The 14,801-nt window shown below is 46.7% G+C and carries 10 protein-coding genes; 6 read left to right on the plus strand and 4 right to left on the minus strand.

Annotated features, from left to right (window positions below; all coding sequences use genetic code 11):
• Positions 1–26 precede the first annotated feature (26 nt).
• From IQ263_RS08600 to IQ263_RS08610, 3 genes are all read left to right on the plus strand, one after another.
• A complete protein-coding gene (locus IQ263_RS08600; protein ID WP_228049897.1) occupies positions 27–1,580 on the plus strand; it encodes a metallophosphoesterase family protein in 1,554 nt (517 codons plus the stop codon).
• A gap of 212 nt (positions 1,581–1,792) precedes the next feature.
• Positions 1,793–2,521 carry a DUF3891 family protein gene (locus IQ263_RS08605; RefSeq protein WP_194067064.1) on the plus strand — a complete coding sequence of 243 codons (729 nt, stop codon included), beginning with the start codon at positions 1,793–1,795 and terminating at the stop codon, positions 2,519–2,521.
• A gap of 249 nt (positions 2,522–2,770) precedes the next feature.
• Positions 2,771–3,730, plus strand: coding sequence for a YegS/Rv2252/BmrU family lipid kinase (locus IQ263_RS08610; protein WP_194067065.1), 960 nt, complete (start codon positions 2,771–2,773; stop codon positions 3,728–3,730).
• Positions 3,731–3,865: 135 nt separating this feature from the next.
• On the opposite strand, the gene IQ263_RS08615 is transcribed toward IQ263_RS08610, so the two are convergent.
• Complete coding sequence (locus tag IQ263_RS08615) at positions 3,866–4,222, minus strand: hypothetical protein (protein WP_190740317.1); 357 nt, start codon at positions 4,220–4,222, stop codon at positions 3,866–3,868.
• A gap of 374 nt (positions 4,223–4,596) precedes the next feature.
• On the opposite strand from IQ263_RS08615, the gene IQ263_RS08620 reads away from it, so the two are divergent.
• Entirely contained in the window at positions 4,597–9,081 is a 4,485-nt protein-coding gene (locus IQ263_RS08620; RefSeq protein WP_228049898.1) for a WD40 domain-containing protein, read from the plus strand.
• Between the two features lie 19 nt (positions 9,082–9,100).
• Positions 9,101–9,340: a hypothetical protein gene (locus tag IQ263_RS08625; protein ID WP_194067066.1), complete on the plus strand. Its 240-nt coding sequence runs from the start codon at positions 9,101–9,103 to the stop codon at positions 9,338–9,340.
• A gap of 350 nt (positions 9,341–9,690) precedes the next feature.
• Here the strand turns inward: IQ263_RS08625 and IQ263_RS08630 are convergent, their stop codons facing one another.
• Together IQ263_RS08630 and IQ263_RS08635 are read right to left on the minus strand one after the other, a co-directional pair.
• Positions 9,691–11,418: an ABC transporter ATP-binding protein gene (locus IQ263_RS08630; protein ID WP_194067067.1), complete on the minus strand. Its 1,728-nt coding sequence runs from the start codon at positions 11,416–11,418 to the stop codon at positions 9,691–9,693.
• Positions 11,419–11,498: 80 nt separating this feature from the next.
• Complete coding sequence (locus IQ263_RS08635; RefSeq protein WP_194067068.1) at positions 11,499–11,981, minus strand: FxLYD domain-containing protein; 483 nt, start codon at positions 11,979–11,981, stop codon at positions 11,499–11,501.
• Between the two features lie 211 nt (positions 11,982–12,192).
• Between IQ263_RS08635 and IQ263_RS08640 the strand changes: the two genes are divergently transcribed.
• Positions 12,193–12,969 carry a Uma2 family endonuclease gene (locus IQ263_RS08640; protein WP_194067069.1) on the plus strand — a complete coding sequence of 259 codons (777 nt, stop codon included), beginning with the start codon at positions 12,193–12,195 and terminating at the stop codon, positions 12,967–12,969.
• Between the two features lie 49 nt (positions 12,970–13,018).
• Here the strand turns inward: IQ263_RS08640 and IQ263_RS08645 are convergent, their stop codons facing one another.
• Positions 13,019–14,716, minus strand: a complete 1,698-nt coding sequence (locus IQ263_RS08645) for a flavin monoamine oxidase family protein (RefSeq protein WP_194067070.1) — start codon at positions 14,714–14,716, stop codon at positions 13,019–13,021.
• Positions 14,717–14,801 lie beyond the last annotated feature (85 nt).

Genomic DNA, 14,801 nt, shown 5'->3' on the forward strand with positions numbered 1-14,801 from the left:
CGCGAATAACAGTCAAAATCAGCAAAATGAACGAGCGGGTGCGGTGGCAAGAACAGGCGATAGTCGATCGGGCGATCGACCAAACTCGGATTGTTTTAGAAACTCAAACCAGCGACTCTCCAGAATTTTCATTTTTAGTCGCAGGGGACAGCGGCACGAGCAACCACCGCGGCCACAACCCGCAGCGGCAGATTGCCCAGCAAATGCTCTCGCAGCGGGAAACTTGCCGTTTCCTCCTCCACACGGGGGATGTAGTTTATCTCGTCGGTTCCAGCGAATATTACTTGCAAAACTTTATTCGCCCCTACCGAGAATTTATCGTCGGCGGCGAGCATCCTTCTCGGATTGCTTACGATCGCATGGTGTTTAACTTTCCGTTTTTGCCAGTACCGGGAAACCACGACTATTACGACTTGCCCGTAGTCTACGGCCTGCTGTCGGCAACAGCTTTGCCCCTGCGGAAGCTGTTGGGTAGCAAGTTGGATCTCGATGTCGGCTGGCACGGTTCCGATCGCGGAAATGCCTACGCCAAAGCATTTCTCGACTACCTGAGGGCTCACAAATTGCCGGGAGAACTCGATCGCCACCTAGACACCCACTACACCGCCAGCACCAGCACAGGCCGCTGCATCCGCTACCAACCCGGAAGCTTTACCCGCTTACCCAACCGCTATTACACCTTCCGCAGCGGCGGCATCGACTTCTTCGCCCTCGACTCCAATACATTCAACGAACCCTTGCCGCTGCCGAAAACCAAACAAGGCGACATTCGCCGCCGGAATTTGGAAATCGAGCGCCAGCAGTTGGAACAAGAAAAATTAGCAATGCTGGAAATGTGCGATCGGCTAAACCCCGAAATTCCAGAAGAAGCCGAACAGCTAGACGACTTGAGCGCCAAATTAGCGCAAGTTGACGAAATGCTGATGGATATTGACAAACAACTGTCGCCCGACAAAACAGCCACCGATGTCGAACAGCTCGAATGGCTCGAAAGGCGACTGATTGACTCTTGGCGCGATTCAGACGTGCGGGGGCGGGTAATTTACCTGCACCATCCCCCCTACGTAACCGAGGCGACAAAGTGGAATCAAGCTCAAACTTTGGCCGTGCGGTTGCGGTTGCGCGAGGTACTCGACGGGGTGCGCGATGCAGTTGGAGAAGTGGCGCGGGGTCGTCCGCTAGTAGATTTGGTGCTGACCGGCCACGCCCACTGTCTGGAACACCTGAAGACTGGGGATACCGGACACGGCGACTCTGGGATTAATTGGATTGTTTGCGGGGGAAGCGGTCACAGCCTGCGCCGCCAGCGCCCGGAAGGCCCGGTGTTGGAGGAACCATCGAGTCCTGAAGCTTATCGATTGGGGCGCGAACCGGGTGTCAAAACCGCCGGCCGGCGGGTAGCGGAATCTTTGCTATTTGTCGGCCGCAGCGGTCAAGGTTCCCACAAACGCCGTCCTTATTCGTGTTTGCGGATTGATGTTCTTGACGGGACTCCCCCCAAGTTCCGAGTCACACCTTTGGTTGTGGAACGATTTGAGGGCAAATGGCAGGATATCGCGATCGAACCTTTTGTGATTTAACTTCGTTTCTACGTTCGATCGTTCCGACTTGGGTGCTCAGACTTTTATGAAAAACTGAGTCCGAACGATCGAACTAATTGCATTGTTGGCGATCGGGATCGAGTTTTGCCGAAGCAAAAAACTTAATTCCTAAGTTGGAAACTCGCAAAATTCTGTCTCGCACGGGAAAATTTTTAATCTTTTCACTCAACTTAATTCAGGAGAAAAATTCAATGATTGCCAACTTAACCGCCACCGGTTGGGAAATTATTTATCACCGCGCCCACGCTTTGCTCGCCGCCCAAATTGGCGGACAGTGGAAGCGCTCGAAATCTCCGATTCGCCTCTACGAAACCATAGCCGCGATTTCCCACCACGACGATTTAGAAAAAGAGTGGGAAGAACATATTTTGACTCAAGCCGGCGCGCCCTTTGATTTTACCTTGGACACAGAAACTTCAGTGCCTAAAATGAAAGGATTGACTGAGACTTCTATATATCGGGGGCGGTGGGTAGCAATGTTGACTTCCATGCACATGAGCTATCTGAATGAAGGAAAGCGGGGAGAGTCGAAGGAACTAAACGATTTTTTGGACGAACAACTCGCCAACCAAAAAAAATGGCGCGAGGAGTTGAAGATTTCTAAAGAAGAGGCAGAATCAGCCTATGCTTTTTTCCAGTGGTGCGATCGGCTATCATTAATTCTGTGCAGCCGCGAGTTACCCGCCGGAGAACGAGCTTTAGAAATTAGTGTCGGCCCCGACGGAAAACGCTACGATATTCTACAGCACAGCAACGAACTCGTAACTGTAACTCCTTGGCCTTTTGAAGACGATAAGTTTACGGTAAACGTCGAAGCGTGCCGCTTAGATAAAGTCAAGTTTGACAGCAATGAGGAAATTAAAGAAGCGCTGGCAAAAGCTCCGCGCGAAGTGTTAGAATGGACTTTTGTCAAGTCTTAATCAAACCTTTGAAAAATAGGTGAGGTTTGTTTTCGGAGTTGCTCGTTACCAGGAAGAGCCTGGTAATGCAGATGCTTTGGCTCTGCCTCCTTCGATATGGCAACTTACAGGAGAGAAGACTGTAGAAGTTGTTTGAGTTATTAATTTTTCGATCCTAAGAGCGATTTAGGGGGTCGAAACTTCGATACAAACGGAAAAACGATGATTTCAGTTCAGCCATTACCTATTACCAATTACTGATTATCAACTATGAAACGTTCAGCCTGCCTAATCTTTAATCCCGTCGCCGGCAACAGAGACCCAGACCAAGATTTAGCGATAATTCAGGATATTTTAGAGCCGTTTATTGACTTAGATATTGTGCTGACAACGCCAGAAATAGACGCAGATCGACTCGCCCGCGAAGCAGTTGCTAGGGGAGTTGACGAAATTATTGCTTGCGGGGGCGACGGCACACTATCAGCAGTTGCTGGGGCGATTGTCGGCACAAATATTCCTTTAGGAATTATTTCGCGGGGAACTGCAAATGCTTTTGCTAATGCTTTAGAGCTTCCGAATACAATTGAAGCAGCCTGCGAAACTATTTTGGGTGGGTTGAGGCGGGTGGTGGATGCGGCGACTTGCAACGGTGAAATGCCGATGGTTTTGTTAGCTGGCGTGGGTTTTGAGGCGGAAACTGTGGAATTAGCCGATCGCGATATGAAGAATCGCTGGGGAATGCTGGCTTACATTCTGTCGGGAATTAGACAGTTAAACAATCTAGAAAGATTTGAAGCCCAAATCGAGACAGAAGATAAAATCGTCAGCGTTACTGCTGTAGCCGTCACGGTGGCGAATGCAGCGCCGCCTACTTCGATTTTAGCTCAAGGCCCGGCGGGGATTATTTTTGATGACGGCTTGCTGGATGTGACGCTGGTTGCGCCTGAAAATAAAGCTGGGGCGATCGCAGCTTCTTATCACCTATTGCAAACAGCTTTGACCGGCAATCCGAGCGATCGGGACGACATCGGTTATTTGCGCGCCAAAAAGGTAAAAATTACTACCGATCCGCCTCAGAAAGTAGTTGTAGACGGTGAGATTTTCGGCATGACTCCGATTACTATTGAGTGCGTTCCCGGAGGTTTAACTATTTTTGTACCGCGAGTTGAAGAACAGCAAGCAGTGGAAAAACTCACCGGTTTAGCAGATATCGAAGTTACATTGAAGTAGCTTTTCGACAAATCAATTCCGGCGGTTATAAACCAGGTTTGCATAAATCAATTCCGGCGGTTATAAACCGCGTCTACACAAACAAAGTCCGCCTGCGCGGACTGGGAGCAAGATCGCATGGGCGGTCTTTTGTTTTTAGGCTTCTAAAATTTGGCGAATCCGGCGCTCTAAACGTTCGAGGTCGAGTCCGCCTTCATCGCGGCTGATGCGGCGCACAGTGACGTTAACGTTGCTCAAATCTGCGAGCAAATCTTGCAGGATTTCTTGTTGCTGGCGAGCTTGAGTTATTTCGCGCGGTTCTTGCACCAAATCGCGGACGATCGTATCTTCCGCGCGCGAAGCAACGATCGGGTCAGCTTCGCCGTCTACGTGCACGAAAGTCCGCCGTCCCGGCCCCCGTTCTTCTTCGATTGGTATTACTGCTGTTACGCGATCGGAGCGTACATATTTACCAAATCCCAGGTGGACTAGCACTGATGATTGTATTTTCATAGATAGCAAAATTTATTTGCAAGTTATCTATATTTTAGCTTTTACATTCAGGATATAACAACTAATATGACCGTTAATTTTACCACAAAATATGTCGGCTTTTCCTCTGTTTTATTATTGTCATTTTTAGTAAAATCTGCTAAGCTAATTAACTGAATAGAACCTAGGCACGGGCAGTCACAAACCGGGGTTTTTCCAAAAATATTTCGTTCCAGCCAGCAGAATCTGTAAAAATCCGGTTTCTTTTGCCGGAGTGCGTAACTCCTGTTAACATATAATTACAGCAGTTTGCTGCCGCAACACATTTCAGGGACACAGCCTACCGATTCTAGATTTGAGCATTACTTCCACGGAAAAACAGGAAAGCCTAAATCATGCTAATTAGTCTCGACTTAGTTATCAGCCTCCTGACGGCAATTCCCTTCGGCACCGTCAAAGACAAGCTTCAACGGAACGAAGCTGTCATCAAATTATTAAAAAGATTCAACCTCAATCCCGATGCGCCGCCCGCAGATTTTAGCGGAGTTTATGTTTATACTTTAGTAGAATACGGCGCAGGCAAACCCAAACAAATTTTAGAACTGTTTCGCCAAAAAGAAATTGAATCAGCATTTCGCAAAGCTTTCGAGTCCGATAGCCCAGCCATTTTAATTAAAGCTGGTGAAGATTATCTCAACGAGTCTGCTTTGGGCAAAGAACTTCGAGATTTAGGGATTGACCCCAGACGGGAATTCATGGCTTTTGCGGCCGTGTTTATGGAAGTCGCAAAGCGGACGCGGACGCTGGGTGATGTGATGGTGGGAAATGCGATCGCCTCTTTGCAAAAACGCCTATGTATGGTAATGGATCGCATCGAACGCCTTCCCACGCTGGAAGGAATTCGCACCGAATTTGCGCGACTGGAATCTGAAGATTATCCCGCACTTCCCGCAGCATCAACGAATATTCAAAAGTCTCAAGCTTTTATTTTATCACAACAAGTGCGCGGGTGGTTTGAAACATTAAGTTATAAGTTTGAAACCTATCAAATCTCGGAGGATAACTATTTTGAATGGATTATCAATGTTCCTGTCAGACGCAATCGGTACGATCGCATTTTAGTGCGCGGAATTGCCGGAGAAGCGGGACTCAGAGACATCTCCGCCTTGCGCGATTCGGTGGAAAAACAGCGCACCGATGAAGGCTGGTTAGTTACCGCCCGCCGCATCAGTCGCGCCGCGCGGGATGAAGTAGAGAAACCAGAAAATCATAATTTAGCTTGCTATACCTTCGATGAATTACTCGACCAAGATGCCGATTTTACCGCTTATCTCGATTGGCTAGAAACAGAAATTACTAGCCGAGAAATTAATACTAAATACGTGCCGCTAGCTTGTACGAAAGAAGAAATTGACCCCGATACTCACCGCAAGATAGGCGTGAGTCATTATGACGGGCGAGATGGCTGGATCGAAGGTTATATTGATTTGTGGTTGAATGACCCAGTAAAAGAACATATTTCAGTTTTAGGAGAATTTGGAACGGGGAAAACTTGGTTTGCGATGCACTATGCTTGGATGGCACTGCAACGCTACCGATATGCTCAAAAGCGCGGCTTGGAACGCCCGCGTTTGCCGTTAGTAATTCCGCTGCGAGATTACGCGAAAGCCGTTAGTGTGGAGTCGCTATTTTCTGAGTTTTTCTTTCGGAAACACGAGATACCTTTGGCGGGTTATTCTGCCTTTGAACAACTGAATCGCATGGGTAAGTTTCTGTTGATTTTCGATGGTTTTGATGAAATGGCCGCTAAGTGCGATCGGCAAGAAACCATCAACAACTTCTGGGAACTAGCAAAAACCGTCGTTCCCGGCGCAAAAGTCATCCTCACTTGCCGTACCGAACACTTTCCTGAAGGCAAGGAAGGACGGGCATTGTTCAATGCAGAACTGCAAGCATCAACAACCATTTTAACAGGCGAAACTCCCCAATTTGAAGTCTTAGAATTAGAGAAATTTAACGACGAACAAATTGGGCAAGCGCTGTCATTTCAAACAGAAGCGGCGACAGTAGAAAAAGTGATGGGAAACCCGCAGTTATTGGATTTAGCGCGTCGCCCGGTGATGACCGAGTTAATTTTGGAAGCATTGCCCGATATTGAAGCTGGAAAACCAGTCGATATGTCGCGGATCTATCTGTATGCGGTGCGGCGGAAGATAGAGAGAGATATCACAGCCGAACGCACTTTTACTTCCCTAGCAGATAAGCTTTACTTTTTGTGCGAACTGTCTTGGGAAATGCTGTCTACCGACCAAATGAGCCTGAATTATCGCGGTTTTCCCGATCGCATTCGCGGCCTGTTTGGTTCAGTGGTGCAAGAGGAAAAAGACTTAGACCACTGGCACTACGACATGATGGGTCAAACGATGCTGATTCGTAATGCCGACGGCGATTATACTCCGGCGCACCGTTCGTTATTAGAGTTTTTTGTCGCTTATAAATTTGCAGCGGAATTGGGAGTTTTGGCCACAGATTTTACCGAATTGGTTGCGCCTGAACAGTCTTGTGTCAATCCTGATGCAGAACCTCGATCGTACACCTGGTCTAATTATTGCCGGCTTCAGGCCCAGAAGAGAAACAACAACGAACTAATCGCACCTTTGAAGGGATTTGTTGCTGAAAATTTAAGTGAACTTCGCCACAGTTTCGGGCAAGCGCCACTGACGAAAGCAGTCATGGATTTGTTGTTGCCGATGTTGGATGCAATTTCTCCCCCCTTGTTAAGGGGGGCTTTAGAGAAGTCGCCCCTACTCGAAATTCTGGAAGCAACGCGAGGCAAAACAGAAAGCGATGTGGGTTATGTGGGAGGACATGCGGCAACTCTGTTGTTAAAAAAGGACAAGACTGCTTTAGAAGGTAAAGACCTCTCTGGTGCAGTTATTTTAGGTGCTGATTTTACAAATGCTACGCTGCGCCGCGTCAATTTTGCTGAAGCAAATTTGGCTAATTCTTCTTTTACTAAAATCTTCGGCGGTGTTCGGTCAGTAATATTTAGTCCAGATGGCCAACTGTTAGCTACAGGTGATACTGATGGCGTAGTTAGCTTGTGGGAAGCTAGCAGTGGCAGAGAAATATTGACCTGCAAAGGACATACTAACGTGGTGGAGTCAGTCGCCTTCAGTCCTGATGGTGAGATACTTGCTAGCGGGAGTTATGAAAATACAATCAAGTTATGGGATGTCAAGACTGGTGAATGTTTAAAAGTTTTGCAGGGACATACCGAAGCAGTAATGTCAGTCACCTTCAATCCTGATGGAAATATACTCGCTAGTGGGAGTTTCGATCGCACGATAAGGTTATGGGATATCCGCACTGGTGAATGCTGCAAAATTTTGCAAGACCATACTAAAGTTGTATTTTCAGTGGCTTTCCATCCTGCTGGTGAGATGTTGGCCAGTGGAAGTGGCGACACAACAGTGAGGCTGTGGAATGTCGGTACTGGTGAATGCCTCAAAATTTTGTACGGTCATACTAAAAACGTGTTTTCAGTTGCTTTCAATGCTACTGGTGAAATACTTGCTAGTGGAAGTAGCGACAAAACAGTGAGGCTGTGGAATATCGGTAGCGGTGAATGTCTCAAAACTTTGGAGGGACATTTCGATCGAGTACGGTCGATCGCCTTCAGTCCAAATGGCGACATACTCGCAAGTGGAAGTTACGATCGAACAGCGAAGCTGTGGGATATTCGCACTGGTGAATGCTTAAATACTTTGCAAGGGCATAGCAATCAAGTAGGGTCAGTTGCCTTCCATCCAGCGGGTGAAATACTTGTTAGTGGTAGTTATGATCAAACGCTGAGGCTGTGGGCTATCGACAGCGGTGAATGCTTGAATACGTTGCAAGGGCATAGCACTCAAGTAATGTCGATTGCCTTCAGTCCAAACGGCGAAATGCTTGCCACCGGGGATGACGAGCAAACAGTCAGGCTGTGGGATGTCAGCACTGGTGAGTGCCTCAAAATCTTGCATGGGCATCTCCGTCGGGTACACTTAGTTGCCTTCAGTCCTTCGGGTGAAATACTTGCTAGCGGAAGTTATGACGAAACACTGAGGTTGTGGGATATTCGCAGTGGTGAATGCCTTCATACTTTGTCAGAGTGTGGAAAGGAAGTGCGGTCGATCGCCTTCAGTCCTTCGGGTGAAATACTTGCTAGTGCAAGTTATGACCAAACGGTGATGCTGTGGGATATTAGCAGTGGTGAATGCCTCAAAACCTTGCAAGGGCATAACAGTTCAGTATACTCGGCTGCCTTCAGTCCTTTGGGCGAAATCTTTGCCAGTGCAGGTTTTGATGGAACGGTGAGGCTGTGCGATATCCATACTGGTGAATGCGTCCACATCTTACAGGGGCATACGGGTTGGGCGCGCACGATCGCCTTCAGTCCAAATGGTAAAATACTTGCCAGTGGAAGTGTCGATCGAACAGTAAGATTATGGGATGTTTGCAGTGGTGAATGCCTCCAAATTTTGCAGGGGCATACTGATTGGATACGTTCAGTTGCCTTTAGTTATTCTGGTGAAATAGTTGCTAGTGGAAGTGTCGATCTAACGGTAAGATTATGGGATATCCGTACAGGTGAATGTCTGAAAATCTTGGAAGGTCATACGAGTAGAATTAACTCAGTTGCCTCCAGTTCAGATGAAAAAATTATTGCTGCTTGCAGTCGTGATGGCACAATTAGACTTTGGGATGTTGAGACAGGTGAGTGCCTCAAAATACTGAAAAGTGACCGACCTTATGAAAACATGAATATCACAGGGGTTACGGGTTTAACGGAAGCTGAAAAAGTCACGCTCAAAGCTTTAGGGGCTGTTGAAAATTAATCATCGCAAAGGAGGAAGTATGCAGTCAGCAATACGGATTACAACCAAAGTTCTTGCAGGAAATAAACTTGAAATTGAAGTGCCGCCTGGATCGGTGGGCGAAGAGGTTGAAGTGTTTGTGATTATACCAGAAAAGCCTCAAGGTGGGCGGCGTAAGGTGTTGGAATTGCTTACAGAAATCCGCAGCCGTCATGTCTCCAGAACTGTTGAAGAAATTGACCGGGAACTAGAAGAAGAAAGAAACTCATGGGACAACTAAACCTACCATACTTCATCGGAATTGATATTACCCATAATTAGGACACGGCAGTGCCGTGGTCCTACAATTAATCGGGCGAGGGTTACATTTCTCATCGAGGAAAATCGATGATTTTGGGGTAGGAAAACTGCATTGCCGTGTCCTCCGTTACTAGAGTTATCCCGAACAGAACTTACGCACGGGTAGTCAGAAACCGGGTTGTTTCCAGAATACTTCGTTGAGGCCAGCAAAAACGGCCAAAAACCCGGTTTCTTGGGCTTTAGTACGCACGGGTGGTCAGAAACCGGGTTTTTTCCAGAATACTTCGTTGAGGCCAGCAGAAACGGCCAAAAACCCGGTTTCTAACGTACCTACTGACTAAACTGTTGAGCGTAGTAGCCAGCATATCGATCGCCCTTTTCCAGCAACTCCTCGTGCGTCCCTGATTCCACAATTCTGCCTTTTTCCAAAACTAAAATGCGATCGGCTCTCCGCACAGTAGCCAAGCGGTGCGCGATAATAAACACAGTGCGATCGCGCATCAATCTTTCCAGGGCTTCCTGCACTAAACCTTCAGATTCCGAATCCAGCGCCGATGTAGCTTCATCGAGAATCAAAATTCTGGGAGCGAGCAGAACCGCACGGGCGATCGCAATTCTTTGTTTTTGTCCGCCAGACAAATTTACACCCCTTTCTCCAACCCAAGTTTGATAACCGTCGGGAAACTCAGTAATGAATTGATGGGCGTTAGCAATTTGTGCCGCTTTTTCCACATCTTTTAGTTCATAATAAGATTGACCAAAAGCAATATTTTGAGCAATCGTACCCGAAAAAAGAATTGTTTCCTGCGGTACAATTCCGATTTGCCGGCGCAGAGTATTTAAGGTGACATCTTGAATATCAATACCGTCAATTAAAATCTGTCCCGCTTGCGGATCGTAAAATCTGGGTAACAAGTTTACTAAAGTAGTTTTACCCGCACCGGATGCGCCCACGAGGGCAATCATTTCTCCGGGAAGCACCAACAAACTCATGTTTTGTAAAATCGGTGTCTCTGAGTTATAGGCAAAATTAATATTGCGGTATTCGACTTTTCCGGTAACGTGGGGCAGTTCAATTGCACCCGATTTTTCGACTACAGCGGGTTGAATTGCTAATAGTTCAAAAATGCGATCGCTAGAAGCTTCTCCCTGCTTAAAATCCCCGTAATTAGCAGTTGTGATAGCAATGGGGTCAATTAAAAGTGCCACCCCTGCGATATAACTTATAAATTGAGTACCTGTGAGATTTCCTTGAGAAATTTGCCAACCTCCCAGGAAAAAGAGCAAAATTACGCTCATCGCTTCCAGAAAGCCAACTACAACGAACTGAAGTGCTTTTATTCTTTCTGACAAATACTTAGCGCGGCGGTTTTGTTCTGCTTCTTCTGCAAAGCGGGCAATTTCGTAGTCTTCAGCCACAAATGCTTTGATTAAACGAATGCCACTGAATACTTCTGTCAGCAAAGCGGATAAATCAGAGATGCGATTTTGACTTTGCCGCGAGTAACTTAGCAGTCTTTCACCAAACCAGCCAATTAAAATAGCCATCAGCGGTGCAATAATTAATGCACCTAGAGTTAATTGCCAGTTGAGATAAATCATATATCCCAGAACCGCAATTAGCTGCAAAACACAAGGGATAAACTGATGAAAAAATTTATTTACTACTTCGCCAATGCGGTCAATATCTTCGGTGAGGCGGTAGGATAAGTCTCCGGTTTTGGCGGTTTCAAAGTAGCCGATATTAAGTTTTTGCAAGTGGGAGTAGACTTTTTTACGAATTTCTAAAGCAATAGTCAAAGCAGCTTTTGCCATCAGCGTATCTTGACCGTACTGGGCTGTACCGCGAATTAGAAAGATAATGGCGCTGAGTGCAGCAATTTGAGCGAACCCTTGTAAATCTCCTTTACCTATAAATTTGGCGGTTTCGCCAACTAGCCACGCTATAATCGGCCAAAATATGGTAAATACTACGGTACAAGCTAATGCTTTACCGATAGTTTGTTTTTGGGGACGGAGGTAAGGTAAAATTTGCCAGTATGTCGATCGAGTTTTCAAGATATTTTGCCCTCGCAAATTCTGTTTTTAGAGATATCTGAGCCAGAATATGATATCAGCGATCGGGCAAATCGCCACAATCATTCTAAAGCATCTGCATAAGTCGCCTGCACCTTAGCCCCTGCGACAACTGCACCCCTAAAAGTAGCGGACTCTCCGGGTGCAACAGTAACTGGTAGAGCGTCAATAAATCCGTTATCAATTAAATTACCCGATTCGTCCAAAACTTCATAATTGACTTTCACATTCTTGATTGTTTTGCAGCCTTGATTGACCACTTTACCGCTGAAAAAACTGCCGTCATAATTAACCGCCGCAATTGATAATTTTGCAGCAATATTGGAACCACTAATGCAAGTTTGGGCAGTTTCCGAATTTAGTGATTTTTCGCAGAGTTTGCCCAAATCTACTGTTTTGCCGTCGGGAGTTTTCATGTAGCAAAATGGCTCGTCAATTTGTGAAATTTGAATTTTGGTATTTCTAGAATCTGCCAGCAAAGGGCTAGCTGAGAGTGGCGAGATTAGCAAGGTTGATAAGGCTAGTGTAAAATGTAATATTTTCATATTTTTTCTCATATCCAGACGGCGGTTGAAACCGCACCTACAAAAACAAAGTCTACCTTTGCGAACTGAATAAAATAACGCAAAACATAATTTTAATCGCCCTTCATTCAACCCCCTATATAAGCTGGCTTTGTTTGTAAAAATGCGGTTTCAACTGCCGTCTTATCTTACAGTATGTTATAATAAAATATCAAATTTTAGAAATAAAGTCATGGTCGCGACTCAAGATTACCCAAAACAAAAAACGGTAGCAATGACCGTAACTTGGGAGAAGTTGCCAGACGACTTCCAATTAGAAGAAAAACCCGTGGAGAATACAGGTCAACCGCTAATTGCCGGAGCACTGCGAGAAATCTTAGAACTGAGAGGATTAATCGGCCCGCTAATGCTGATTGCTAGCAAATTTGGCATTTGCGCTACTGTCAACGGCGAGTTAGTTATTAAAGCACCAGATTGGGTTTATGTACCTTCCGTACTCCCGGTAGAATCGAGAAGAGACCGCAAAAGCTACACCCCAAACTTGGAAGGAGAAATCCCAAGCATTGTGATGGAGTTTTTGTCGGAAACAGACGGCGAGGAATATTCTATTAGACGTACTTTTCCTCCCGGAAAGTGGTTTTTTTACGAACAAATTCTGCAAGTGCCAACTTACATCATTTTCGATCCAGAAAGTGGATTGTTGGAGGTCTATCGTTTGCAAAATGGCAATTACAAACTCGAATTTCCTGATGAAGAAGGTCGCCATTGGATAGCAGATTTTGGTTTGTATTTGGGAACTTGGCGGGGGGAAAAAGAACAGCGTACTGGTTATTGGTTGCGCTGGTGGGATGAAGCAGGAAATCTGCTTTTCTGGGGTGTAGAACAGATAGCAGCGGAACGACAACGGGTCGAACTCGAACGCGAACGGGCCGATCGCGAATGCGAACGAGCAGATCGCCTTGCTGAATATTTACGCGCTCAAGGAATTAACCCGGACGAAATTGTTTGATAAATTATCTGTGATATTTGTAGGGTGCGCTGCGGCGCACCTTACGTTATTATCTAATACTCGGATTCCTATTCCTCAGATTCCGGGTTCCGGGAACTTTCCGGCTGGGACGGCGCTGGTTCAAACTGCTCGCACTGCGAGTATTCAAAGCATCAGCAGAACCTGTCAAACCCAAATCTTGTAAAATTTCAAAAGCCGCCCTTTGTCCGGTTTCGCAACCGCCTTCCATATAACCTTGATTTTCCAGCGAAGTGTGTTCTCCGGCAAAATATAAATTGCCAACTCGTTCGCCTTCAACGCCGTACATTTGCGTCCACTGTCCGACTAAATAGCAGGAATAAGAACCTTTAAAAAAGCGTTCTCCTGACCAAAAAGCTCGTACAGCTTTGCCGGTTCGCAAATTACTCACTCCGGGAAAAACTCTTTCAAATTGTCCCAAGAATTGTTTTGCGTGGTCTTCGGGAGTTCCGCTACCGATCGCCAAACCCTGCTTTCCTCCTGTAAAATTAGTAACTAAACCGTTACCAGTCGGAGCAAAAGGCGTAGCTTCCGAGCTATTTTGGAATCCTAAATCGGTGTAAACAGAAGCAGTTGATTGATAAACTTCCCGCCAAATGCGGCTGCGGTAGCCGGTAACTAACTTAGAATTGGTACCGTAGCCCAATTGCTCGATCGCCCTGCGCTTCGGTTGCGGCAAAGGTACGTTAATTTTAACGTCACGCAGAGTGCTAAACGGCAAAGTTAACAAAACTCGCTCGTAAGTGCGCTCGAAGGCGCTTTGTCCCGATCGCAAATTTACCCGATAGCGGCCGTCTGGTAACAGAGTAATCGCTTCCAAAACCGTCCCCGCCTCGATCGAACCAGACAATTGATCCGCTAAACGGTTGACAATTTGACTGTTACCGCCTTCAAGTTGATAGCGCTCGTCGCTGTTGCCGTACAATTCAAAAGTGTTAGGTTCAGAACCGATTAAAAACAGCAGATTTAACGCCGACTGTTCCTCGGGATCTCGGCCGTATTCCGCCGTGTAAGCAATGCGGAGCAACTGCCGGACAATCGTGCTAGTATCAGCTCCATCGAGATATTGGGCGATCGAAATATTGTCCAATCTTTCTGCAGTTTCCGTAAAATCCAGATAGCTAAAGTTATCGCCCACTGCCTGCCAATCAGCACTAATTTTAGTGGCTAGCGGCGCAAAATCTGCGATTAATTGTTCTTGAGAAAAGCGTCGCCCATCCAAGAAAAAAGTATCCTTCACCAATCCCCGCTGCACGCCAAGTAAGTCGATCGCCTGCAAACCCAATTCCGTCGCCAGGGAAATCAAAGTAGTGTGGCCAGTGTCAATATATTCTCCCCCCAAATCGGCAGAAATCAGCGTTCCAGCCACCTTGGAAGCCGTGCGAATCCTCCCCCCCACGCGGTTAGTTGCCTCAATGATATCGGCACGCACGCCCGCTTGACGCAAGCGATAGGCCGCCGTCAAACCCGAAATTCCCGCACCCACAACCAAAATGGGCGATCGTCCGCCTTGTTGAGCAAAAGCTCCCTCCCGAGTAAAAGTCGCAGCAGCAGCAGCACTCGCTACCGCCAAACCCCCGTGCAGCAACTGGCGCCGAGATATGGGAAAATTGGAAGTGCGATCTGCCAGCATCCCCAGTAATTCATCAGCCGGAATGCCCGTTTCCCGAGACTTTTGGGCAATACTCGCAGCGCGGCGCAGCATTGCCATCAGTGCAGATTTAGCCATAATTGAGCCACCCTCACAAAACTTCGGTGTAAACTGGATTGTCAATCGAATTTGATTATGCACTTTCCAGACTAAAGTACAAAGA

The organism is Tychonema sp. LEGE 06208, assembly GCF_015207505.1.
GTDB lineage: Bacteria > Cyanobacteriota > Cyanobacteriia > Cyanobacteriales > Microcoleaceae > Microcoleus.

Bases quoted from the DNA above. Each gene is read 5' to 3' on its own strand.
- IQ263_RS08635 (WP_194067068.1), bottom strand. From the start codon at position 11,981: ATGAAAATATTACATTTTACACTAGCCTTATCAACCTTGCTAATCTCG.
- IQ263_RS08625 (WP_194067066.1), top strand. From the start codon at position 9,101: ATGCAGTCAGCAATACGGATTACAACCAAAGTTCTTGCAGGAAATAAA.
- IQ263_RS08605 (WP_194067064.1), top strand. From the start codon at position 1,793: ATGATTGCCAACTTAACCGCCACCGGTTGGGAAATTATTTATCACCGC.
- IQ263_RS08610 (WP_194067065.1), top strand. From the start codon at position 2,771: ATGAAACGTTCAGCCTGCCTAATCTTTAATCCCGTCGCCGGCAACAGA.
- IQ263_RS08645 (WP_194067070.1), bottom strand. From the start codon at position 14,716: ATGGCTAAATCTGCACTGATGGCAATGCTGCGCCGCGCTGCGAGTATT.
- IQ263_RS08620 (WP_228049898.1), top strand. From the start codon at position 4,597: ATGCTAATTAGTCTCGACTTAGTTATCAGCCTCCTGACGGCAATTCCC.
- IQ263_RS08640 (WP_194067069.1), top strand. From the start codon at position 12,193: ATGGTCGCGACTCAAGATTACCCAAAACAAAAAACGGTAGCAATGACC.
- IQ263_RS08615 (WP_190740317.1), bottom strand. From the start codon at position 4,222: ATGAAAATACAATCATCAGTGCTAGTCCACCTGGGATTTGGTAAATAT.
- IQ263_RS08600 (WP_228049897.1), top strand. From the start codon at position 27: ATGAACGAGCGGGTGCGGTGGCAAGAACAGGCGATAGTCGATCGGGCG.